Source organism: Pseudonocardia lutea (assembly GCF_042658055.1).
Lineage (GTDB): Bacteria > Actinomycetota > Actinomycetes > Mycobacteriales > Pseudonocardiaceae > Pseudonocardia > Pseudonocardia lutea.
The window spans coordinates 103042-123713 of record NZ_JBHSQK010000052.1; the positions used below are offsets into that span (position 1 = coordinate 103042).

20 protein-coding genes and 2 tRNA genes are annotated in these 20672 nt (G+C 74.0%); 8 read left to right on the top strand and 14 right to left on the bottom strand.

Features of this window, described 5'->3' with window-relative positions:
* The first annotated feature begins 49 nt into the window (after positions 1–49).
* From ACFQH9_RS20675 to ACFQH9_RS20685, 3 genes are all read left to right on the top strand, one after another.
* Positions 50–1678, top strand: a complete 1629-nt coding sequence (locus ACFQH9_RS20675; RefSeq protein WP_379567927.1) for an AMP-binding protein — start codon at positions 50–52, stop codon at positions 1676–1678.
* A 56-nt stretch (positions 1679–1734) separates the two neighbouring features.
* Positions 1735–2613 (top strand): sucrase ferredoxin, encoded by an 879-nt coding sequence (locus tag ACFQH9_RS20680; RefSeq protein WP_379567929.1) that lies wholly within the window; start codon positions 1735–1737, stop codon positions 2611–2613.
* Positions 2614–2834: 221 nt separating this feature from the next.
* A complete protein-coding gene (locus ACFQH9_RS20685; RefSeq protein WP_379567931.1) occupies positions 2835–3986 on the top strand; it encodes an acyl-CoA dehydrogenase family protein in 1152 nt (383 codons plus the stop codon).
* On the opposite strand, the gene ACFQH9_RS20690 is transcribed toward ACFQH9_RS20685, so the two are convergent.
* On the bottom strand, positions 3977–4801 hold the full coding sequence (locus ACFQH9_RS20690) for an HAD family hydrolase (RefSeq protein WP_379567933.1): 825 nt from the start codon (positions 4799–4801) through the stop codon (positions 3977–3979). The two genes, ACFQH9_RS20685 and ACFQH9_RS20690, sit on opposite strands and share 10 nt — an antisense overlap.
* A 95-nt stretch (positions 4802–4896) precedes the next feature.
* Between ACFQH9_RS20690 and ACFQH9_RS20695 the strand changes: the two genes are divergently transcribed.
* Both ACFQH9_RS20695 and ACFQH9_RS20700 read left to right on the top strand, forming a co-directional pair.
* Positions 4897–5406 carry a PH domain-containing protein gene (locus tag ACFQH9_RS20695; RefSeq protein WP_379567935.1) on the top strand — a complete coding sequence of 170 codons (510 nt, stop codon included), beginning with the start codon at positions 4897–4899 and terminating at the stop codon, positions 5404–5406.
* A complete protein-coding gene (locus tag ACFQH9_RS20700; protein ID WP_379567937.1) occupies positions 5403–6950 on the top strand; it encodes a PH domain-containing protein in 1548 nt (515 codons plus the stop codon). The genes ACFQH9_RS20695 and ACFQH9_RS20700 overlap by 4 nt, the downstream gene beginning before the upstream one ends.
* Here the strand turns inward: ACFQH9_RS20700 and ACFQH9_RS20705 are convergent.
* Genes ACFQH9_RS20705 through ACFQH9_RS20715 form a run of 3 tightly spaced genes read right to left on the bottom strand, consistent with a single transcriptional unit; the run spans position 6947 to position 9255 of the window.
* Complete coding sequence (locus tag ACFQH9_RS20705; RefSeq protein WP_379567939.1) at positions 6947–7186, bottom strand: helix-turn-helix domain-containing protein; 240 nt, start codon at positions 7184–7186, stop codon at positions 6947–6949. The genes ACFQH9_RS20700 and ACFQH9_RS20705 overlap by 4 nt on opposite strands.
* Complete coding sequence (locus ACFQH9_RS20710) at positions 7186–7665, bottom strand: DUF2975 domain-containing protein (RefSeq protein ID WP_379567941.1); 480 nt, start codon at positions 7663–7665, stop codon at positions 7186–7188. The genes ACFQH9_RS20705 and ACFQH9_RS20710 overlap by 1 nt, the downstream gene beginning before the upstream one ends.
* A 39-nt stretch (positions 7666–7704) precedes the next feature.
* A complete protein-coding gene (locus tag ACFQH9_RS20715) occupies positions 7705–9255 on the bottom strand; it encodes a helicase HerA-like domain-containing protein (RefSeq protein WP_379567943.1) in 1551 nt (516 codons plus the stop codon).
* Positions 9256–9315: 60 nt separating this feature from the next.
* Between ACFQH9_RS20715 and orn the strand changes: the two genes are divergently transcribed.
* From orn to ACFQH9_RS20730, 3 genes are all read left to right on the top strand, one after another.
* A complete protein-coding gene (orn, locus tag ACFQH9_RS20720) occupies positions 9316–9918 on the top strand; it encodes an oligoribonuclease (RefSeq protein ID WP_379567945.1) in 603 nt (200 codons plus the stop codon).
* Positions 9919–9981: 63 nt separating this feature from the next.
* A tRNA-His gene (locus ACFQH9_RS20725) sits at positions 9982–10054 on the top strand.
* A 104-nt stretch (positions 10055–10158) separates the two neighbouring features.
* Positions 10159–10231: transfer RNA gene (locus ACFQH9_RS20730), tRNA-Lys, on the top strand.
* 662 nt (positions 10232–10893) lie between these two features.
* Here ACFQH9_RS20730 and dmpG read toward each other — a convergent pair.
* The 10 genes from dmpG to ACFQH9_RS20780 are packed head-to-tail and all read right to left on the bottom strand — an operon-like array spanning position 10894 to position 20619.
* A complete protein-coding gene (gene dmpG / locus ACFQH9_RS20735; RefSeq protein WP_379567947.1) occupies positions 10894–11922 on the bottom strand; it encodes a 4-hydroxy-2-oxovalerate aldolase in 1029 nt (342 codons plus the stop codon).
* Positions 11919–12911 (bottom strand): acetaldehyde dehydrogenase (acetylating), encoded by a 993-nt coding sequence (locus tag ACFQH9_RS20740; protein ID WP_379567949.1) that lies wholly within the window; start codon positions 12909–12911, stop codon positions 11919–11921. Before ACFQH9_RS20740 ends, dmpG begins: the two co-directional genes overlap by 4 nt.
* Entirely contained in the window at positions 12908–13741 is an 834-nt protein-coding gene (locus ACFQH9_RS20745; RefSeq protein WP_379567951.1) for a 2-keto-4-pentenoate hydratase, read from the bottom strand. The genes ACFQH9_RS20740 and ACFQH9_RS20745 overlap by 4 nt, the downstream gene beginning before the upstream one ends.
* A complete protein-coding gene (locus ACFQH9_RS20750) occupies positions 13738–14175 on the bottom strand; it encodes a PaaI family thioesterase (protein ID WP_379567953.1) in 438 nt (145 codons plus the stop codon). The genes ACFQH9_RS20745 and ACFQH9_RS20750 overlap by 4 nt, the downstream gene beginning before the upstream one ends.
* Positions 14172–14657, bottom strand: a complete 486-nt coding sequence (locus tag ACFQH9_RS20755; protein ID WP_379567955.1) for a MaoC family dehydratase — start codon at positions 14655–14657, stop codon at positions 14172–14174. The genes ACFQH9_RS20750 and ACFQH9_RS20755 overlap by 4 nt, the downstream gene beginning before the upstream one ends.
* A complete protein-coding gene (locus ACFQH9_RS20760; protein ID WP_379567957.1) occupies positions 14654–16363 on the bottom strand; it encodes an AMP-binding protein in 1710 nt (569 codons plus the stop codon). The genes ACFQH9_RS20755 and ACFQH9_RS20760 overlap by 4 nt, the downstream gene beginning before the upstream one ends.
* Positions 16360–17298, bottom strand: a complete 939-nt coding sequence (locus tag ACFQH9_RS20765) for a 3-hydroxyacyl-CoA dehydrogenase NAD-binding domain-containing protein (protein WP_379567959.1) — start codon at positions 17296–17298, stop codon at positions 16360–16362. Before ACFQH9_RS20765 ends, ACFQH9_RS20760 begins: the two co-directional genes overlap by 4 nt.
* 25 nt (positions 17299–17323) lie before the next feature.
* Positions 17324–18760, bottom strand: a complete 1437-nt coding sequence (locus tag ACFQH9_RS20770) for an aldehyde dehydrogenase family protein (RefSeq protein WP_379567961.1) — start codon at positions 18758–18760, stop codon at positions 17324–17326.
* Positions 18761–18769: 9 nt separating this feature from the next.
* On the bottom strand, positions 18770–19666 hold the full coding sequence (locus tag ACFQH9_RS20775) for an alpha/beta fold hydrolase (protein ID WP_379567963.1): 897 nt from the start codon (positions 19664–19666) through the stop codon (positions 18770–18772).
* Entirely contained in the window at positions 19663–20619 is a 957-nt protein-coding gene (locus ACFQH9_RS20780; protein ID WP_379567965.1) for a 3-carboxyethylcatechol 2,3-dioxygenase, read from the bottom strand. Before ACFQH9_RS20780 ends, ACFQH9_RS20775 begins: the two co-directional genes overlap by 4 nt.
* Positions 20620–20672 lie beyond the last annotated feature (53 nt).

Sequence of the window (20672 nt, forward strand, 5' to 3'; positions counted from 1 at the left end):
ACCCACCGCGCACGGGCAGCGGAGCTGCGGACACGGTTGAATGGCGGCCGTGACCGACCGCCGGACCCCCTCCCCCGCGTCCGCCCTCGGCCCGGCCGCCGCCGGCCTCCGCCACGCGGCCACCACCGCCCTCGGCACGGGCCGGGCGCTGGTCGCGCTGACCCGCTCCGGCGTCGTCCGGCCGATGCGGCCGGACCGGCTGGCCGCGACCCTGGTGGGCCTGGTCCGGTACCGGTTCACCCTGGCCGGCGGCTACGCGGTCGGCGCCGCCCGGCACCCCGACCGGCCCGCGATCGTCGACGAGTCCGGCACGCTCACCTACGCCGAGGTCCACCAGCGCACGGACGGCCTGGCCCGGGCGCTCGAGGACCGCGGCGCCACCGAGCGGACCAGGGTCGGTGTGCTGTGCCGCAACCACCGTGGCGCCATCGAGGCGATGGTGGCGGGCGCGAAGCTGGGCGCGGACGTCGTTCTGCTCAACACCGGCCTGCCCGCCGGGCAGCTCGCGGAGATCGCCGAGGAGCTGCGGCTGCGGATCGTCGTCACGGACGAGGAGTTCCGCGACCGGCTCCCCGAGGGTCTGACGGTGATCGGCGAGGGCGAGCTCGAGGCACTCACCGGGACACCCGGCCCACCCCCCGGCCGCCCGACGGAGGAGGGCCGACTGATCGTGCTGACCTCCGGCACCACCGGCACCCCGAAGGGTGCGCAGCGCCCCCCGATCTCGAACCTCGCGCCGGCGGCGTCGATCCTCTCGGCGATCCCGCTGCGCGCGGGCGAGCGGGTGCTGCTCGCCGCGCCGCTCTTCCACACCTGGGGCAACGCCGGGCTGCTGCTCTCGCTGCTGCACGGGGACACCGTGGTGCTGCGCCGGCGCTTCGACCCCGAGGACCTCCTCGACACGGTCGCGGCCGAGAAGATCCAGGTCGTGATCGCCGTGCCGGTGATGGTGCAGCGGGTGTTCGAGACGGGGCGGTCGTGGCGGGACGACCACCGGCCGCGGATCGTGGCGGTGTCGGGTTCGGCGCTGCCGACCGGGCTCGCCCAGGACTTCATGGACCGCTACGGCGACCGCCTCTACAACCTCTACGGCTCCACCGAGGTCTCGTGGGTCAGCATCGCCTCGCCCCGCGACCTCCGTGAGGCGCCGGGCACCGCCGGCCGCGCGCCCGTCGGCACGATCCTGCGCATCCTCGACGACGAGGGACGCCCGGTCCCGCCGAACACGGACGGCCGGGTCTTCGTCGGCAACGACCTGCCCTTCGAGGGCTACACCCGCGAGGGCCAGGACGTCGAGCGGCAGGACGGGCTGATCGGCACCGGCGACGTCGGGCACCTCGACGACGCCGGGCGGCTCTTCCTGACCGGCCGGGCGGACGACATGATCGTCTCGGGCGGCGAGAACGTCCATCCCGGCCCGGTCGAGGACCTCATCGCGGCCGCCGACGGGGTGCGGGAGGTCGCCGTCGTCGGGGTGCCGGACGAGAAGTTCGGCCAGCGGCTCGCGGCGTACGTCGTGCTGCGCGACGGGGCGACCCTGGACGAGGAGGGCGTGCGCGACCTGGTGAGGCGGAAGGCCGCCCGGTTCGCCGTGCCCCGTGACGTGGTCTTCCTGGACGAGCTTCCGCGCAACCAGACCGGCAAGGTGGTCACCAGAGAGTTACCGGTCGTGGACTGAACGCATCCGACGAGGTCACCCGTGCGATTTAGGGTGGCCTAAGGTAGGGTCCCGGGATGGCCGGGAAGACGAACGCGCGCTGCTCCGCACTCGCGCGGGCGCTCGCCGAGCCGCTCCCGGGGACCGCCCCCGTGGGCGACCGGCTCGTCTGCGTCGAGCAGCTGGGTGCATGGCCGCGGACGGTCGACCGGCACCCCGATCCCGCCGTCGCCGGGCTCGTCGAGCGGGCCCGCGCGGCCGGCCGGAAGCTGCTGCTGATCCGGCGCCCGGGGCGCCGACCCCCGCCCGACTCCCCGCGCACCGTGCTGCTCGCCGACACCGGGCCCGGCGCCGTCCGCGTCGGACGGCTGGTGGTCGACAGGCCGTCGGAGCTCGCCTCGGTCCCCCTCGACGACGCCCGCGCCGGCGAACCCGTCACGCGGCCGCTGCTGCTGGTGTGCACGCACGGGACCCGTGACCTGTGCTGCGCCGTCGACGGGCTGGCGCTCGCCCGCGGGCTGGCCGAGACCGAGGCGGACGGGGTGTGGGAGTGCTCGCACCTCGGCGGGCACCGCTTCGCCCCGACCGCGCTCGTGCTGCCGACCGGCTACCTCTACGGCCGCCTCGACCTCGCCTCCGCGATCGCCGCGCGCAAGGCCGCCGGTCAGGGCGAGGTGGAGCACGCCCACTGCCGGGGGCGCGCCGCGTGGGAGCCGGCCGGGCAGGTCGCCGAGCTGGCGGTGCGCGCGCGGACCGGCCTGCGGGACGTCGACGCCCTCGTGGTCGCCCGGATCGAGGGCTCCGAGGTGATCGTCACCGGGCCCGGTGGCGCGGCGTGGGAGGTGCGGGTCGAGCCCGCCCCGGGCCCCGCCCGCCCCACCTCCTGCGGCGGCACCCTGGAACGTATGGCCCCGCTGATCGCCACCGAGGTCCGGGAGCTCGCCCGGGCGCGGTGAGGCGGGTGGGCCGGCACACCCGACGAGACGCGACACACCCCCTCCCGTGCCGCGGCACGCCCGGACGCAGCGCGGCACACCCGGTCGACCGCCTGTGCCGCGACCGATCGGGTGTGCCGGCCCCATGAGTGTGCGGGCGATCTTCAGGGTGCGTCACGGGCCGCAGCGCGTGACCGAGCTGTCGGTGCGCCGCACTCCCCCACCACCTACCGTCTCCGGGCGTGATCGCTCCCGTCCCCGACACCTGGGCCGATGATCCCGTCGACCGGGCCCGCCGGCTCGCCGACGAGCTGCTCGAGCCGCACGCCGCGGCAGCGGACGACCCGGCCCGCGGGGTGCGCCGGGAGCACACCCGGGCGCTCGCGGAGGCCGGCCTGCTGAGCGTGCGGATCCCCGAGGACGAGGGCGGGCTCGGTGCCGACGCGCGCACCGACGTCGAGGTCACCGAGGTCCTCGCGGGGGCGTGCGCCGCGACCTGGTTCGTGGTCAACCAGCACCGCACGCCGCAGATGCTCGCGCGGGGCGAGGTGGCCGGCCTCGACCCGGCGCACTTCACGCCCGGGGAGGCCGGGCCGCGGTACCGCGCCGCGCTGTCCTCCGCCGAGGAGCAGGCGGGGCTCGCGATCGCGCACCTGCGCCGCCCCGGCCCGCCCGCCGTCCGCGCCGAACCCGACGGCACCGGCTGGCGGCTGCACGGCCACGCCGACTGGTGCACGGGATGGGGGCTGGTCGACCACGTCATGATCGCGGCCACCGCGCCCGGCGACCGGTACCTGTTCACGCTGGTCCCGGCGCACGAGGCCGCCGGGCTGCGGGCCGGGTCGCCGCTGCCGCTCGCCGTCATGGGCGGGACCCGGACCGTCGCGCTGGAGATCGACGGGCTCGTCGTCCGCCCCGACGCGGTCCTCGGCCTCGCCGACGGCCCGGCCTACCGCGAGCTCGACGCCGCCCGCACCGCCAACCCCACGGCCGCGACCACCGGGCTGCTCCGCCGGGTCCTGCGCGCGCTGGCCGGGCTCGACCGGCCCGGCGCCGCGGAGCTCGCCGCGACGCTGTCCGAGCGGGCCGAGGAGCTGCGCGCCGAGGCGCTCGCGCTGCTCATCGAGGTCCCGCTGCGGGACCGGACCCCGGAACGGCTGGCCCTGCGCGGCGAGCTGGGCGCGCTCACCGTCCGCGCCGCGAACGCGCTGGTCGCGGCCCGGGCGGGCGCCGCGATGCTGCTCGACAGCCCGGAGCAGCGGTGGGCGCGGGAGGCGAGCTTCCACCTCGTCCAGGCCCAGACGCCCCCGGTGCGCGAGGCCCAGTTCGCCGCCCTGGGCCGCCTGCCGGACCGTCGGAGAACCGGGGGGAGCGACCCGGACCGTCAGAGGTAGCGCTCGAGCACGGCGGCGAGGCCGTCCTCCAGCACCGTGCCGGTGACCTCGTCGGCGTCGGCCTTCACCTCCGGGGGGGCCTGGCCCATCGCCACGCCGAGGCCCGCCCAGCGGAGCATGGCGCGGTCGTTGTCGCCGTCGCCCACCGCGAGGACGTCGGCCCGGTCGATCCCGAGCGCCCGCGCGACGCCGGCCAGCGCCGACGCCTTCGACACCCCCTCCGGCACCATCGACACCCACGGCAGCTCGTGGTCCAGGGTCACCTCGGCACCCGGGACGGCGACCCCGGCCATCCGCTCGGCGACCTCGGCGGGCGTGCCGTGCGGCCAGTACGCGACCACCTTGGGCGTCGGCTCGCGGAGCAGCTCCGCCTCGTCCACGACCCGCACCCGCCCGGCGAGGATGCCGCCGGGGAAGGGCGCCCCCACCCGCTGCCCGACGCCGACCTCCTCGCACCCGAACACCGCCCCCGGCAGCGCCTCGCGCACCGCCGCGACGACCGGGCCCGGCTCGAACCGGATCGCGTACCGCACCTGCCGCGAGCCGGTGTCGAGCACGACGGCGCCGTTCGAGCAGACCGTCGTGTGCTCGACGTCCGAGTAGCGGTCCGCGTGCGGGTGGGCGCCCAGCTCGAGCTGGTCCAGCACGTGCCCGACCCCGAGCACGGTCCGCCCGGTGCACAACGTGACGACGGCGTGCCGCCCGATCTCCCGGACGGCGGCGAGCACCCGCGGGCTGGGCGGGTTCCTCTCGTGGACGATGGTGCCGTCGATGTCGAGGGCGATCAGTCGCGGCTGCCATCCCGGGGGTCGCACACGCCCGACCCTACGGTGCGCCCTCCGCCGAGGCGTGACGCCCGACCCCGGAGGGTCCCGCGACAGCCACCGGGAGGTTTCGGCAGCATGAACCCATGCAGACCGGGTCCACCGTGCCGACCGCGCTCCCGCTCCGCCCGCCCGCCCACCGGGTGGACCCGCGCGCGCGGAGCTGGTGGCGGCTGCGCGGACTCGGCGCGGCCGGGATCGTCGCGCTCCCCCAGCTCGTGGTGGCACTCGTGCTGGGCGGGCCGGGCTGGCTGTGGGGCACGCTGGTGGCGACGGTCGTCGTGGGGCTGGGCTACGCCGCCGTCGTCCCCGGGATCCTGTTCCGCATCCACCGGTGGGAGGTCACCGAGGAGGCGGTCTACACGCTCTCCGGCTGGCTGGTCCGGGAGTGGCGGATCGCCCCGATCTCGCGGGTGCAGACCGTCGACACCGAGCACGGGCCGCTGCAGCAGCTGCTCGGGCTGGCCAGCGTGACCGTGACGACGGCGTCGGCGCGCGGCCCCGTCACCATCCGCGGCCTGGCCACGGCCCACGCGCAGGAGCTCGCCCGCCAGCTGACCGAGACCACCCAGGCGACCCCGGGCGACGCCACATGACGGTCTCGACGGGACCGGCCGTCGAGGTCCCCTGGCGGCGGCTGGACCCGCGGATGGTGGTGGTCGAGCCGGTCCGGACGCTGATCAAGTTCGTCCCGGTGCTGCTCGTCGTGCTCATCACCGGCAGCAACGGCGACCCGGTCCGGCCGTGGATCACGCTCGGGATCGGCGTGCTGGTGGTGGTCGCCGGCGTGGTCCGCTGGCGCACGACCCGGTACCGGATCACGGCCGAGCGCGTGGAGCTGCACAGCGGCTGGCTGCGCCGGCAGCGCCGGTCGGTGCCGCGGGACCGGATCCGGACCGTCGACCTCACCGCCTCGCCGCTGCACCGCGCCTTCCGGCTGAGCGTGGTGGCGGTGCGGGCGGCCGACCCGGGCGGGGAGCACCGGCACGGCGGTCTCACGCTCGACGCCGTGAGCACGGCCGAGGCGGAGACGCTGCGGCGCGAGCTGCTCGACCGCCGGGCACCCGAGCCGCGCGACGCACCCGCCGAGCACCCCGCCGGACCCGCGGTCCGGCCCGTCGGGCCCGCCGCCGAGGAGCTGGCCCGGCTGCAATGGTCCTGGCTGCGGTTCGCGCCGTTGACCTTCTCCTCCCTCGCCGGCGTCGGCGCGATCGCCGCGGCGGCGTTCAACGTGCTCAACGAGCTCGGGGTGGACCCCAGCGAGGTCGGCGGCGTCGACGACGCGGCCGAGCGGCTCGCCGCGGCCCCGTTGTGGCTGGCCGTCGGGGTGGTGGGGCTGGCGCTGCTGGTGGTCGCCGTCGTCGGGTCGGTGCTGCTGTTCACCGAGCGCTGGTGGGGGTACCGGCTGACCCGCGAGGCCGACGGCACCCTGCGCGTCCGCCGCGGGCTGCTCACCACCCGCTCGCTCTCGGTCGCCGAGGAGCGGCTGCGCGGGGTGGGGGTGCACGAGCCCCTGCTGCTGCGCGCCGGCGGCGGTGCCCAGACCCGCGCGCTGTCCACCGGCCTCGGCCGCGAGGCGCAGGGCGGGGTGCTGCAGCCGCCGGCGCCGCGGGCCGAGGCGCACCGGGTGGCGGGCGCGGCCCTGCGGCGGCTCCACCCCGACGGCGGGATCGAGGGGGACCCGACCCGCATGCCGCTGCTCCCGCACCCGCCGGCCGCGCGGCGGCGCCGGTACACCCGCGCGCTCGTCCCGGTACTCGTGCTGGTCGCGGTGGCCGCCCTGGTCGGACGGGCGTGGCCCGGCCTGGCGTGGATCTGGCCGGGCACGCTGGTGCTGGTGCCCCTCGCCGCGCTGCTGGCCGCGGACCGGTACCGCGCGCTCGGGCACGCCCTCACCCCGCGGTACCTGATCAGCCGGCTCGGCGGCCTCTCCCGCAGGACTGTCGCGCTGCAGCGCGCGGGCGTGATCGGCTGGACGGTGCGGCAGAGTCCCTTCCAGCGCCGCGCCGGGCTGGTGACGGTCCAGGCCGTGACGGCCGCGGGCGACGGCGGCTACCACATCCTCGACATCGGTGCGGCCGACGCCGTCGCGCTGGTCGAGGCGGCCACCCCCGGCCTGCTCCCCCGGACCCGCGACTAGCGCGAGTCCGCGGTCTCCTCGGCGCCGTCCTCCGCAGGGACCCACTCCAGCAGGTCGCCGGGCTGGCAGCCGAGCACCCGGCACATGGCGTCGAGCGTGCTGAACCGCACCGCCTTGGCCCGCCCGTTCTTCAGGACCGCGACGTTGGCCGGGGTGAGCCCGACCTTCTCGGCGAACTCGCCGACGCTCATCTTGCGCCGGGCCAGCTCGACGTCGATCCGGACGACGATCGGCATCAGATGACCGCTTCCAGGTCGGCGCGCAGGGTCGTGGCCTGCCGCAGCAGGGCCCGCATGACCACCATGAGCAGCCCCAGCACGGCGAGGCCGACGACCATCAGGAACAGCAGCAGCGGCATGCCGGGGTCGTCCGCGGTGAACCCGACGTAGAGGAACACCCCCACCAGCACCACCCACGCCGCGGCGACCGCCCACACGATCGCGTCCACCCACCGCAGGGAGGCCGGATCGAAGATGCGGTCCTTCTTGACCCGGGTGAGCAGCTTCCAGGTGGCCACGATCACCACCTGGACGCACAGCAGCCAGAACACGCTCACGGCGGTCAGCGGCCACCGGAGGTACGCGTGCTCCGGGGACTCCTCCGCCATGTGGGCGAACTGCCCGGGCAGCGAGAGGGTCTGGAACACGACCAGGACCCCGAACAGCACCACGAGGAACGCCCGGAGCGGCGCCACCGCTCGATGCTCAGCAACCATGCATCGAGTATCGAGTGCTACCTATCGAAAGTCAATCGATCACCGACGGCGGCGCGTCCCGAAGAGGCCGCGGGTGATCTCCCGGCCGAGCTGGGTGGCCATGGACCGCATGAAGGACTTCGCGGCCGGCGAGGTGAGGATCTGCGCCACCACGCCCGGCTCCTCCCGCTCCTCCCGGCGCGGCTCGGGCGCGGGCGCCTCGGGGGCGGGCGCGGCCTCGGGCGGCGGGGCGGCCTCGGCGATCCTCGCCGTGAGCTTCTCGTAGGCCGACTCCCGGTCGACGGTCTCGCCGTACTTCCCGTAGAGCGGCGAGGCCTTGGCGGCCTCGGTCACGGCCGCCTCGCCGATCGCGGCCATCAGCGACCGCGGCGCCCGCATCCGCGCCCAGGCCACCGGCGTCGGTGCGCCCCGCTCGGAGAGCACCGTGACGACGGCCTCGCCGGTGCCGAGCGTCGTCAGCGCCTCCTCCAGGTCGTAGACCTTGGACACCGGGTAGGTCTTGACCGTCCTCGCCAGCGCCTTCTGGTCCTCCGGGGTGAAGGCCCGCAGCGCGTGCTGGATCCGGGCGCCGAGCTGCGAGAGCACCGCGTTGGGCACGTCCGTGGGCAGCTGGGTGCAGAAGAAGACGCCCACGCCCTTCGACCGGATGAGCTTCACGGTCTGCTCGATGCGCTCGAGGAAGGCCTTCGACGCGTCCGTGAACAGCAGGTGGGCCTCGTCGAAGAAGAACACCAGCTTGGGCCTGTCGAGGTCGCCCGCCTCGGGCAGCTCCTCGTACAGCTCGGCGAGCAGCCACATCAGGAAGGTGGAGAAGAGCTTGGGGTTCGCGGCCTGCTCGGCGAGCTCGACCAGGGTGACGACGCCCTTCCCGTCGACCTGGCGCAGCAGGTCGGCCGGCTCGAACTCGGGCTCGCCGAAGAAGTCCTCCCCGCCCTGGGCCTCGAGGTTGACCAGCGCGCGCAGGATGACCCCGGCCGTGGCGGGCGAGACGCCGCCGATCCCCTTCAGGTCGGCCTTGCCCTCGTCGCTCGTGAGGTGCTGGATGACCGCGCGGAGGTCCTTGGTGTCCAGCAGCGGCAGGTTGCGCTGGTCGGCCCAGTGGAAGATGAGCCCGAGCGTGGACTCCTGGGTGTCGTTGAGGTCCAGGACCTTGGACAGCAGGATCGGCCCGAACTGGGTGAGCGTGGCGCGGATCGGGACCGCGGAGGACTTCCCGCCCAGGGAGAGGAACTCCACGGGGAAGCCGGTGCCGACCCAGTCGTCCCCGGTGTCCTGCGCCCGGGACCGGATCCTCGGCCCGTCCTCCCCCGGCCGGGCGAGCCCGGAGAGGTCGCTCTTGACGTCGGCCAGCAGGACGGGCACCCCGGCGGCGGAGAGCTGCTCGGCGAGCCCCTGCAGGGTCTTGGTCTTGCCGGTGCCCGTGGCGCCCGCGACCAGCCCGTGGCGGTTCAGCGTGGCGAACGGGATCCGGACGCGCGCCGACGGGTCCACCTGCCCGTCGACCACGACGGTGCCCAGCTCGAGGGCCGTGCCCTCGGTGGCGTACCCGGCGGCGATCTCCTGCGCGGCGCTCTGCGTGTTCTCCCCCACGTCGGCGGAGCGTAGACCAGCGGTGCGACAAGCGGCGGGCCAGCGCATACGCTGCGGGTCATGAACGACCGGTTGGTGTGGATCGACTGCGAGATGACCGGTCTCGACCTGCGCCGCGACGCGCTCATCGAGATCGCCGTGCTGGTCACGGACGGGGACCTGAACGTGCTCGGCGAGGGCGTCGACGTCGTGATCCACGCCGACGACGACATGCTGGCGGGGATGCCCGAGGTCGTCCGGGAGATGCACGCGCGGTCCGGGCTGACCGAGGAGGTCCGGGCGTCCCGGACCACGCTGCGGGAGGCCGAGGAGGCGGTGCTCGCCTACATCCGCGAGCACGTGCCCGACCCCGGCACCGCGCCGCTGGCCGGCAACTCCATCGCCACCGACCGCGGCTACCTGGCCCGGGACATGCCGGAGCTCGACGCCCACCTGCACTACCGGATGATCGACGTCAGCTCGCTCAAGGAGCTGGCCCGCCGCTGGTTCCCGCGGGTGTTCTACGCCAAGCCGGAGAAGGGGCTCGCGCACCGCGCGCTGGCGGACATCCAGGAGTCGATCCGCGAGCTCGAGTACTACCGGCGGACGCTGTTCGTGCAGCCCCCGGGCCCGACGTCCGACGAGGCCAGGGCCGCGGCGGCCGCGCTGGCACCCCCGCGGTGAACCCGCTCGACACGACCTTGTAGAGTTCACCCCAGAACGCCGGGGCGGCCCGGAGGTTCGATGGTGGGTGTAGCTCAGCTGGTAGAGCACCTGGTTGTGGTCCAGGAAGTCGCGGGTTCAAGTCCCGTCACTCACCCGGGGTCGCGGACCCCCTCGCACGGCCCGGAGGACGCGCCTGATAGCGTTTCCCCTGTCGCGCAAGGGACACCGCCGGACCCGGCAGGACAAAACTGAATACATGCGCCGCTAGCTCAATCGGCAGAGCAGCTGACTCTTAATCAGCGGGTTGGGGGTTCGATTCCCTCGCGGCGCACAGAAGCAGCAGGCCAGAGCGTTGTCGCTCTGGCCTGCAGTGCTTTTCCAGGATCATAGCGACCGCTTATTCGCCGGTACAGCGGAAAGGGAGTCAGCTGATCGCGGCGGGCAGGCCGTCCCCCACGGCCCGATCCGAGTAGCCGCAGCCCATGAGCTCCGATCTGGACGAGCTGAGCAGCCTTCCGACGGGCTTCTCGAGGAAGACCCATCGAGTACTCGCTGAGCCGCCGCGTCCTCCAGGAACCCGCCGGGGCAGCGCCCCGACCCTCGGGTCGAACCTGCGGCCTTGCCTAGAGCACATCCGCAGCGTCTTCGGGATCTCGTCAGCGCGTGCCCGGACGGGTGACGAGCTCAGCGTCGCCGACATGGTGCGGCGCCCTTACCTCTCCAAGCTGACGCGGCGGGTCAGCTCGGTGATCGCGGTGACGGTCTCCTCGTGCTGGTGGACCGAGGCGTCGAGCCGGCCCGGCACCGCGACCGTCACGTTGCGCAAGCGCTCCAGGTGGGGTTCGAGTCCAACACGATGTATCGAGATGGGCTGTTCAGAGGGTCGGCCCTAACGCGCGACACCTCCTCTACGCGATCGACCTCATGGGCTTGCCGAGCCCCGAGGTCGTCGCCTGCGCGTTTCCAATATCGTCCACAAGCCCCACCGGCGCATCACGGCCGGCGGCCGACCGCCAGGTCGAGGGCGATGTCGACGATCATGTCCTCCTGACCGCCGACGAGCCGGCGGCGCCCGACCTCGACCAGGATGTCGCGCGTGTCGAGGTCGTGTTCGCGTGCCGCGCGCTCGGCGTGGCGCAGGAAGCTGGAGTAGACCCCCGCGTAGCCCAGGCTCAGCGTCTCGCGGTCGACCCGGACGGGCCGGTCCTGCAACGGCCGCACGAGGTCGTCGGCGGCATCCTGCAGGGCGAACAGGTCGCAGCCGTGCTCCCAGCCCCGCAGGTTCGCCACGGCGACGAACGCCTCGATGGGGCAGTTGCCCGCACCGGCGCCCTGCCCGGCCAGCGAGGCGTCGACACGGGTGACACCCTCTTCGACGGCGACCACCGAGTTCGCCACGGACAACGAGAGGTTCTCGTGCGCGTGGATGCCGATCTGGGTGCCCGGATCGAGTACGTCACGGTAGGCGCGAACCCGGTCGCGGACCTCGCCCAGGGTCAGGCGGCCGCCGGAGTCGGTGACGTAGACGCAGTGCGCGCCAGCATCCTCCATGATCTTGGCCTGCTTCGCCAGGTCCGCGGCCGGGGCCATGTGCGACATCATCAGGAACCCGGACACGTCCATGCCCAGCTCGCGGGCCTTGCCGATGTGCTGGATCGCGATGTCGGCCTCGGTCGCGTGGGTGGCCACCCGGACCGACCGCACCCCGAGATCGTAGGCCTTCTGCAGCTCGTGCAGGGTCCCGATCCCGGGCAGCAGCAACGTGGTGAGCACCGCGCGCTCCACGACCTCCGCGGCCGCGGAGATCCACTCCCAGTCGGTGTTGCTGCCCGGCCCGTAGGTCAGGCTCGCCCCGGCCAGCCCGTCACCGTGGGCGACCTCGATCGCGTCCACCCCAGAGGCGTCGAGCGCCGCGGCGATCCGCCGCAGGTCGGCGGGGTCGAGCCGGTGCCGGATGGCGTGCATGCCATCGCGCAGCGTGACATCTTGGACGTAGAGCGTGGGCGAGGTGGTGTCGCTCATCGGACGGCCTCCGCAGGCTGGACAGCGGGCTGGGGGGCGCCCGCGCTCCGGGCGGCGAGGAGCTCGGCGGTGCGCAGCGCGGCCGAGGTCATGATGTCGAGGTTGCCCGCGTAGGCGGGCAGGTAGTGCGCGGCGCCCTCGACCTCCAGGAACACCGAGACCTTCCACCGCGGGCGCGGGGCGCCGACGCCGATGAGCGTGTCGAGCGGCTCGTCGTCGGCGACCGGGCTGACCTGGACCTGCTGCTTGAGCCGGTAACCGGGGACGTAGCGCGCGACCTGCGCGGCCATCGCGACCACGCTCGCCACGATCTCCTCCGGGTCACCGCCGGCGGCCAGGCACAGCACCGTGTCGCGCATGATCATCGGCGGCTCGGCGGGATTGAGCACGATGATCGCCTTACCACGGCCCGCCCCGCCGACGACCTCGATGGCCTTCGAGGTGGTCTCGGTGAACTCGTCGATGTTCGCCCGGGTGCCGGGACCCGCGGACCGCGAGGCGATCGAGGCGACGATCTCGGCGTAGGGCACCGCGGCCACCCGGGAGACCGCCGCGACCATCGGAATGGTCGCCTGCCCGCCGCAGGTGACCATGTTGACGTTGCGCGCCTCGGCGTGGGCCTCGAGGTTGACCGCGGGCACCACGAACGGGCCGATCGCCGCCGGCGTCAGATCGACGAGGATCTTGCCGTGCGGCGCGAGCTTCGCGGCGTTGGCGACGTGCGCGCGGGCCGAGGTGGCGTCGAAGACGACCGCGATCTCGTCGAAGTTCGGCAACGCGACAAGCCCGTCCACACCCTCCGCGGTGGTCGGGATGCCGAGCCGCCGGGCCCGCGCCAGGCCGTCGGAGGCGGGGTCGATGCCGACCATCGCCCCCATCTCCAGCGTCTCCGACAGCCGGATGACCTTCATCATCAGGTCGGAGCCGATGTTGCCCGAGCCGATGATCGCGACCTTCGTCCGCCGGTCTCCCGCGGGGGTGGGGTTCATCGCATCGCTCCTGACGGGTCGGTGAAGGCGGCCCGCACGGCACCGAGGCCGGTCAGGATCGCTGTGTAGGTGGCGCCCGCGACCACGGGCACCATCGGTCCGAGGGCGCCGGTGAGGACGACCTCGCCAGCCCGCAGCGGCGCGCCAAGGTCGCGGCTCGTGCGGGCCAGCCACACCAGAGCCGCCACCGGATCGCCGAGGCAGGCCGCACCGTCGCCCGAGCTCAGCACCCGCCCGTCGTCCCCGGTCAGGGTCATCTCCACGACCCGCAGATCGCGGTCCCCCAGCGGACCCACGCTCTCCCCGAGGACGTAGAGCCCGCTCGACGCGTTGTCCGCCACGGTGTCCACGACGGTGATGTCCCAGTCGGTGATCCGGCTGTCCACGATCTCGAGGGCAGGCAGGACCTCCGCGACCGCGGCCCGCGCGGCGCGCCCGTCGAGGTCACCGTCGGTGAGGTCCGCGCCCAGCACGACGGCGATCTCCGCTTCGATCCGAGGCTGGAGCAGCCGAGCGCTGTCGATGGGGGCGTCTTGCGTGCAGGCCATGTCGTCGAACAGCACCCCGAAGTCCGGCCGGTCCACGCCAAGCTGTGCCTGGACCGCGGGCGAGGTCAGCCCGATCTTCCGCCCCACGACGCGGTGGCCGGCCTCCACCCGGGCCGCCGTGAGCAGGCGCTGTACCGCGTAGCCGGTGCCCACCGGGTCGTCGCCGGCCTCTCCGGCCAGGGTCTGCCGCACCGGCGGGCACGGCGTGCGGGTGCGGGCGGCCGCCTGCAGCGCGGAGGCGGCGGCGCGGACGGCGGGTGTCTCGGTGAGGGTTCCGGTCACGTCGAGGCCCCGGTCGGACGTGCCGTCGGCGGGTTGCGGAAGACCGCAGAGGCGGTGAGCACGGTGTGCCCCGCGCTGTGCAGCCGCGCGGTCACGAAGGTCACCGTCCGCGTGGACCGGTCGACGGCCGCCTCGCCGAACAACAGCTCGCCGCCCTTCGCGGCCGCCATCATCGACGCCGACAGCTGGAGCGTGACGGGATGGCGGTCGGCGTCCACCCCCAGGTACGACTCGACGGTCGCTCCGAGGGTGATGTCGAGGACGGTGAGCAGGAACCCGCCGTGCGCAGTCCCGTTCGGGTTCAGGTGGTGCGGTTCGAGGAGCACGCAGACGTCTGTGCGGTCCGCCTGGCGGTGCCAGGTCAGTCCGCCGACGTGGCCGAGGAAGGTGCCCTCCTGGCCGAGCGGGACGAATTCCTCCGGGATCACGATCACGAGTCCTCCACCAGGACGATCCAGGTCGCGACGAGCGCGGGTCGCTCGCCGCTGCGCTGCTCGAGGGTGCAGCCGAGGTCGAGCCGGGTGGTCCCGCCCGGGCCGGGGGCCAGGGCCTCGAGTGTGAGGCGCAGGCGTAGCTCGTCCCCGGGGAAGACCGGAGCGGTGAACCGCAGCCGTTCCATGCCGTAGTTCGTCCACCGTCGTGCACCCCGCACCGTGTAGCACTGGTTGCCGAGCCCGGTGACGAGCGACAGGGCAAGGAACCCGTGGGCCAGCACGCTGGGAAGGCCGGCCTCGGACCGCGCGCGGTCGGGGTCGGTGTGGATCCAGTGCCGGTCCCGCGTCAGGTCGGCGAACGCCAGGACGTCCGCCTCCTCCAGGGCGACCCATCCGCTGGTCCCGAGCTCGGCGCCCACGTACGGGGACAGGTCCGCGGCCCGCTCCACGACCAGCCCGGTGGCCGGTTCGGCGAGCTTCACAGCGCTGCCCCCTGCCGGTCGTAGAGTTCCTCCACCAGCGCCGAGCGCCGCTGCAGAACCGCGGTGCGCACGAGGGCACCCTTGCTGCTGAGCTCGTCGCCGTCGGGTTCGGGATCGAGCAGCGCCCCGTCGAGCAGCCGAGTGCTCGGACGGGCCTGGTCGCGGTTGTGGTCGTCGATCAGCACGCGGAGGTCCTCCTCCTGGAACGGTTCGGGAGTGCGGGTGTCCGGCCACGCGAGCACGCAGAGTGCGGGGCGATCGGCGCCGATCACGACGAGGTCCCGCAGCCGGCCGCCGCTGCGGGACAGCAGCGCTGCGCGGATCCCGGCGCAGTCGACCCAGGTGCCGTTGGCCAGCTTGAAGTCCTCGGCGATCCGGCCGGCGAACCGCAGCCCGCGGGACGGGTCGGCGGGATCGACCAGCTCACCGGCGTCGCCGGACCGGTACCACCCGTCGGGGGTGAACGCGGCCCGGGTCTGCTCGGGCAGGTTCCAGTAGCCCGCGGCGACGCAGGGGCCACGCACGAGCAGCTCCTGCTTGCCGCCCGCCGGACGCAACGCGATCTCGACCCCCGGCAGCGGGGTGCCGATGCAGTCCGGGTCGACGCCGTGGCTGTGCACCATGGTCGCGCCGGGTCCGACCTCGGTCGATCCCCATCCGGTGACGATCGGGACGGCGGTCCCGTGCACGCTCGCCGACAGCTCGGTCAGCCTGCGGAACACGGTGGGGTGCATGGCCGCACCGGCGCTGAACAGCACGTCGAGCCGCCCAAAGAACGCGGCGCGCAGGTCGGGATTGGATTCCAGCGCCGGGAGGAGCGCGGCGAAACCCGCAGGGACGGCGCCGTGGAAGGTCGGGCGGAACCGCCGGAGGTTCGCCAGCGTCGTCCCGAGCCGCTCCGGTCGGCCCGCCGCCTCGTCGACGTGCAGCGTGCCGCCGAGCGCGAGGACGAGGTGGACGTTGGCGTTGCCGCCGAACGCGTGGTTCCAGGGCAGCCAGTCGACGAGAACCGGCGGGTGATCGCGGAGGAACGGCCACACGTCGATGGTCATCCGGACGTTGGTCGTCATCATCGTCTGGGTGTAGGCGACCGGCTTGGGCCTGCCGGTGGAGCCGGAGGTCAGCAGGATCTTCGACGGCGCCGCGGGATCGAGATCCTCGGGACGCGGCGGGGTGTCCCCGGTGAGCGCGGCGAGCCCGCCCGTGCCGACGAGGACCTGCGGAGTCCCGGTCGACGCGCCGGCCACCACGGCCTTCTGCGCCGCGGTGTCCACCCAGACCATCGCGGGGTCGAGGACCGAGAGCAGGCCCGAGAGCTTGTCGTGCTCGGCGGCCGGGCCCGCGTACTGCGGCGCGACCGGCACGGCCACTCCCCCGGCCAACATGGTGGCGAGCGTCGCCGTGAGGTGCTCGACGGAGTTGGGGCCCAGCACCAGCACCCGCTCACCGGCCCGCAGCCCGCGCGCACGGAGGCCCGCGGCGACCCGGCTCACGTCTGCCCAGGCCTCGGCGTAGGTCCAGCTCCGGCGGCCGTCGTCAGTGGCGACGGTGAGCAGGGCGACGTCGGGGGTCTCGGCCGCGTACCGCCGCAGCCAGTGCAGGACCGTGGGTGTCGGACGGCCTGCCGGGACCCGGGAGCGCAGGATGAGCGAGCCGTCCGGCTCGTGGTGGCAGTCGACCAGGGGCGTGGCGAACAGCTCGCTCATTCCACGGGCTCCCGACGCGCCGCCAGGTCGACCGCAGCGGCGTCGCGGGCGGCGAGTACCTCCGTGATCGGCCGGTCCCCCAGGATCTCGTCCGCGGCCGCGATCAGCCGGGCCCGGACGTCGTCGTCGAGGTGCGGGGTGCCGAGGTCCGACCACCACTGCTCGATGGTCGGGGCGAAGGAGCGCATCGCGCCGCGCATGCCGTCGGGGCCGCCTGCGAGGGCGAGCGAGGTGAGCGGCCCGCCGACCAGCAGCCGCGGGGTGATCCCGTGGACGACGGCGTCCTCCAGACCGCGGGCGTCGACCACTCCCTCGGCGATCAGGTGCACGGCCTCCCGGAGCATCGCGAAGGTCAGCCGGTTGGTCAGGTATCCCGGGACCTCGCGGCGCACGAGCACCGGCCGCTTGCCCAGGTCCGTCAGGTGGGCGAGGACGTCCTCGACGACGTCGGCCGAGGTGGCCTTGCCCGCGAGGACCTCCACGAGGGCGAGCGCGTACACCGGGTTCTGCGGATGGGCGACGACGAACCGCTCCGGACGGTCCATGCGGGCCTGGAGCTCGCTCGGCATGAGCCCACCGCTGCTCGAGAGGACCGGGACGTCGGCCCCGACGAAGGGTTCGATGCTCCGGTACGCCTCCTGCTTGGCCTCGACGGACTCGGGCACGTTCTCGTGCACGAGGGCGACCGGGCCGAGCTCCTCCACCGGCACCAGCTGCAGCAGCTCCAACGGGGGCGTGTCCGGGGCGTCGGGCACCGTCCGGCGCACCGACGGCCAGACCGCGCCGAGGTAGCCGGTGAGCCGGGCGAGCGCCCCGGGAGCCGGATCGACGAGCCGCACCGGGCGCCGCCGGACGAGGTAGGTGGCGGCCCAACCGCCACCCACGGTCCCGCCGCCGAGCAGGCCGACGGGTGTGTCGCCCCCGTGCAGGGACATGACAGACCTCCGTGTCTGTAGAGGATCAGGAGTGCGGGTCCTCGCGCAGCATCTCCATGTCGGTCACCGGCCCGGAGCGGGTGATGAGTGCCTTGCGGCGGAGGAAGCGCAGCAGCCCGTTCGGGCCCATGCGGGAGCCGCCGAGCCCGGAGGCCCCGTAGGACGTCTTCTCGACGTCCCGCATGATCGTGATCGTCAGCGAGGTGTCCATCAGGCTCACCGCGCCGGCGTGCAGGCGCCTGCCGATGGCCCGCGCCTCGGCCTCGTCGCCGGCGATCACCGCGGCGGACAGCCCGTACTCGCTGTCGTCGGCCAGGTGGACGGCCTCGTCGACGTGGTCGTAGGCCTGCACCGGGACGACCGGCCCGAAGGTCTCCTCACGCATGATCGTCATGCTGTGGTCCACGCCGGTCAGCACCGTGGCGCGCATGTAGCGGCCTCCGTCGAGCGTCTCGCTGGGGCCGCCGCAGCGGATCACGGCTCCGCGCGCGACGGCGTCGGCGAGGTGCGCGTCCACGATGTCCGCCTGCCTGCCGAGGATGAACGGGCCGAGGTGTCCGCGGTCGATGTCCGGGTGGTTGAGCTCCAACCGGGAGGCCTGCGCGGTCAGCTCCTCGACGAACTCGTCGTGCACGGTCCGGTCCACGTAGACGCGCTCGGTCGCGAAGCAGATCTGGCCGGTGTTGTGCACCGCGCCCTTCAGCACCGCCGCCGCGGCCCGGGCGAGGTCGGCCGACGCGGTCACGATCGCCGCGTCCTTGCCGCCCAGCTCCAGGAAGGCCGGGATGAAAAGGCGGGCGCAGGTCTCCGCGAGCGCGCGGCCGGTGCTCACGCTGCCGGTGAAGCACAGCGCGTCCACCTCGGCGACGAGCGCCTGGCCGGTCTCGGGCCCGCCGAGTACGTAGCGCAGCACGGCGTCGAGCTCGGGCACCTCGGCGATGCTCGCGGAGACCGGCTCCACGAACCGGGGCGTGACCTCACTCGGCTTGACGATCACGGCGCAGCCCGCGAGCAGCGCGGGCACGGCGTCGAGCATGGACAGCAGGAACGGGTGGTTCCACGGGCTGATCACCCCGAGCAACGGGTAGGGGTCGAGCTCGGTGTCGAAGGAAACCGTGTCCGTGACACTCGACCGGCCCTGCAGCCGGGCACCGTCGAGGAGTGTGGGGGCCGCGTCGCACCAGCCGCGGACGGACGCCACGACCATGTGCGGCACCTCGTGCGCGACGCGGCTGCGGCCGGTGTCGACGGCCTCGGCGTCCCCGATCGCGCCGGCGTGTGCCTCGATCGCGTCCGCCCAGCGGCGCAGTACCGCCACCCGGTGCGCGATGCCCGCCTCGCTCCACCCCTGCTGCGCCTTGCGCAGGTCGGCGCCGAGCGCGGCGATCTCCGCGCGGCCCCAGGGCTCGATCCAGTGGTCGACCTCGCCGGTCCGCGGGTTGGTCACGGGGATGGTGGTCATCACAGCTCCTCAGCCCGCGGCGACGCGGGCGTCTTCGTCCAGGAAGGCGAGCACCAGCTCGTTGAAGTAGCGGTGCTGCTCCCACTGCGGCCAGTGGCCCGCGCCCTTCACCAGCTCGAAGCGGCCGTTCGGGAGCCGCTCGGCCATCTTCAGCCCGACGGCGGCCGGACCGGAGGGATCGTCGCTGGTCCAGACGACGAGCGCCGGAGCCTGGATCGCGGCGAGCTCCTCGTCGGTGATCATGTTGCGGGCGCGGACGTCGCCGTCCTGCAGGCACATGATGTTGCGCATGGACTCGGCGAACGGGGGCTGGGCGTAGATCGTGCGGCGCACGTCGACCAGCTCCTGGGTGACGCTCGCGGGGTCGGCCATCAGCCAGGTCACCCGGGCGCGGATGCGCTCGTCGCTGGGGTCGTCGGCCGCACCCTGGGACAGGCTGCGGATGCGCTCGCGCACGGCCGGGTCCGACAGGGCGCCGCCGGGGGTGTTGAGCACGATCCGGCCCACCCGCTCGGGGTGCGCGTACGCCGCCTTGACCGCGATCCAGCCGCCGAGCGACTCGCCGCTCAGGTGGGCCCTGTCCACGCCGAGCGCGTCGAGCAGGCCGAGGAGGTGCTCGACGTAGTCCGGGAGCTCGAGCGGGCGGGTCGTCGGGGTGGTCATGCCGTGACCGGGGTAGTCGTAGGCGATCACCCGGTGGTGGGCAGCCAGCGCCGGGATGTTGCGCGCGTAGGCCTCGAGATGCCCGCCGACGCCGTGCAGCAGCACCACGGTCTCGGGTCCGGAGCCCGCCTCCAGCACGCGGGTGTTCCACTCGCCGACCTGGACGTGGCGGATGGTCAGGTCCTGGCCCAACAGGGCCGTCCAGATGCTCGGCTCGTCGGTGACGGGTACGGGAAGGGTCACGGGGTCCTCCGGGTCGGTGCGAGGGTCTCTGCGGTGGTGATGCCGAACCCGGCGATCCACTCCGGGATCGGCCGGTAGAAGCTGCTGCGCACCGCGTACGGGCCGGCGGCGGCCAGGGCGGCGTAGCAGGCCAGCCAGGTGCGGACCTCGTGGGCGGAGTTGCCCGCCTCGGCGGTGATCCAGCCGTTGGTCCAGCCGTCGGTGGCGCCGAGCTCGCCCCGGGCCAGCAGGTCGAGGAACGCCTGGTCCCAGGCCGGGTTCAGCCGCGGGCCGGGATCCCCGGCGATCACGGCCAGGCCCGCCTCGCGCACCCGGCCCTCCCGCGCGGCCCGATCCTCCGCCGACGGGTGCCTGCCGGACACGAGGCGTGCGACGACCTCGGGCGGGGCGCCCTCCAGCTGCGGCAGCGGCGGGTCGTGGGACAGGCCGCCGGAGCCGAGCAGCAGGACCCGCCGGTCGAGAGCGAGCAGGGCTCGGCCGAGCGCCGCACCGAGCAGCCGGGTCCGCTGCACCGGACCGAACGGCACGGCCACGGAGTTGACGAACACGGGCACCGTCGGGATGGCGTCGATCGCGCCGAACAGCAGCTCCAGGGGTTGCGCGAAGCCGTGGTCGACGACCATGCGCTCGCTCATCGCGAGGTCGATCCCTGCTCCGAGCACCTCGCGGACGACGTGGCGGGCTGCGTCGCGGTCCACGGCCAACGGGCCCACGGCCGTCCCGTAGTCGCCGACGGCATCCGCCGCGGTACCCACGCAGAAGGGGGGCATGAGGTCGTAGAACATGCCGTTGTAGTGGTCGGGGGCCACGACGACCACGAGGTCGGGGTGGAACTCCCGGGCGAAGGCGCGGGCGTCGGCGAAGGCGGCGTCGACCGCGGCCCGGGCGTCTCCCCGAGGCTCGACGGTGTGCATCAGCGGCGTGTGCGACGTCGTGATCGCGGCGAGCGGCATCCTGACCTCCTCGGTAGTGGGACGACCCGACGCTATGTCTCCGATTCAGATAG

What these genes read in the sequence shown, in the direction of transcription:
- ACFQH9_RS20680 (WP_379567929.1), top strand. Translation starts at nt 1,735, where the DNA reads ATGGCCGGGAAGACGAACGCGCGCTGCTCCGCACTCGCGCGGGCGCTC.
- ACFQH9_RS20695 (WP_379567935.1), top strand. Translation starts at nt 4,897, where the DNA reads ATGCAGACCGGGTCCACCGTGCCGACCGCGCTCCCGCTCCGCCCGCCC.
- ACFQH9_RS20700 (WP_379567937.1), top strand. Translation starts at nt 5,403, where the DNA reads ATGACGGTCTCGACGGGACCGGCCGTCGAGGTCCCCTGGCGGCGGCTG.
- ACFQH9_RS20705 (WP_379567939.1), bottom strand. Translation starts at nt 7,186, where the DNA reads ATGCCGATCGTCGTCCGGATCGACGTCGAGCTGGCCCGGCGCAAGATG.
- ACFQH9_RS20710 (WP_379567941.1), bottom strand. Translation starts at nt 7,665, where the DNA reads ATGGTTGCTGAGCATCGAGCGGTGGCGCCGCTCCGGGCGTTCCTCGTG.
- orn (WP_379567945.1), top strand. Translation starts at nt 9,316, where the DNA reads ATGAACGACCGGTTGGTGTGGATCGACTGCGAGATGACCGGTCTCGAC.
- dmpG (WP_379567947.1), bottom strand. Translation starts at nt 11,922, where the DNA reads ATGAGCGACACCACCTCGCCCACGCTCTACGTCCAAGATGTCACGCTG.
- ACFQH9_RS20740 (WP_379567949.1), bottom strand. Translation starts at nt 12,911, where the DNA reads ATGAACCCCACCCCCGCGGGAGACCGGCGGACGAAGGTCGCGATCATC.
- ACFQH9_RS20760 (WP_379567957.1), bottom strand. Translation starts at nt 16,363, where the DNA reads ATGAGCGAGCTGTTCGCCACGCCCCTGGTCGACTGCCACCACGAGCCG.
- ACFQH9_RS20765 (WP_379567959.1), bottom strand. Translation starts at nt 17,298, where the DNA reads ATGTCCCTGCACGGGGGCGACACACCCGTCGGCCTGCTCGGCGGCGGG.
- ACFQH9_RS20770 (WP_379567961.1), bottom strand. Translation starts at nt 18,760, where the DNA reads ATGACCACCATCCCCGTGACCAACCCGCGGACCGGCGAGGTCGACCAC.
- ACFQH9_RS20780 (WP_379567965.1), bottom strand. Translation starts at nt 20,619, where the DNA reads ATGCCGCTCGCCGCGATCACGACGTCGCACACGCCGCTGATGCACACC.